General features: G+C 45.0%; 1 protein-coding gene. It reads right to left on the minus strand.

Annotated features, from left to right (window positions below; translation table 11 throughout):
* Positions 1–66: 66 nt before the first annotated feature.
* On the minus strand, positions 67–556 hold a 490-nt coding region (locus tag AB4585_RS27365; protein WP_372171890.1), incomplete at its 5' end, for a hypothetical protein.

Below are 556 nucleotides of genomic sequence, written 5' to 3' on the forward strand. Positions count from 1 at the left end.
CTATAACTCCTAATTCTCTTTACGAGGTTTGGTTTGTAGCACCCGCCGTAACGGGTGCCATGGTCTTTACATGATTGATTTAAGATCTGACTTCAATTGGAACAGTTGAACAATTTCTTCCTGCTCTTCTATCGGCAAACCATTAATGAACGCTCGACGCAACGCTTGCAGCATTTCGTGTTCGTCATTATCCACCCTGTTTAAATCAAAGCGCCTTGCTAGCATGAGTTCATCGATCCACCCGAAGATGGCTCGTATTGACATCGTTGAAAAGAATGAGTCATCGTTCTCCGCCTTGTTTTCACGGATCCCTTCCGCCACTTTAATCATGACGTTCACTCTGCTTCTCACCAGCTCATCCAGTTGAGGACTCACATGGTTCTTCCAGTCAGCTTTTGACCCATTACTAAACACACTATGAAGTTGCATCCAATGCTCATACGCCAACTCCGATTCAACATCCGCCGGCAAATAATCCATGCGCATGAACGCAAAACGGTCATTAACACTGAGATCAAGATTGTCCTCTGTGTTGTTGGTGTTTGCAGTTGCAAAG

Origin of the sequence: Vibrio sp. 10N.222.49.C9 (assembly GCF_041474985.1) — a bacterium.
Lineage (GTDB): Bacteria > Pseudomonadota > Gammaproteobacteria > Enterobacterales > Vibrionaceae > Vibrio > Vibrio crassostreae_C.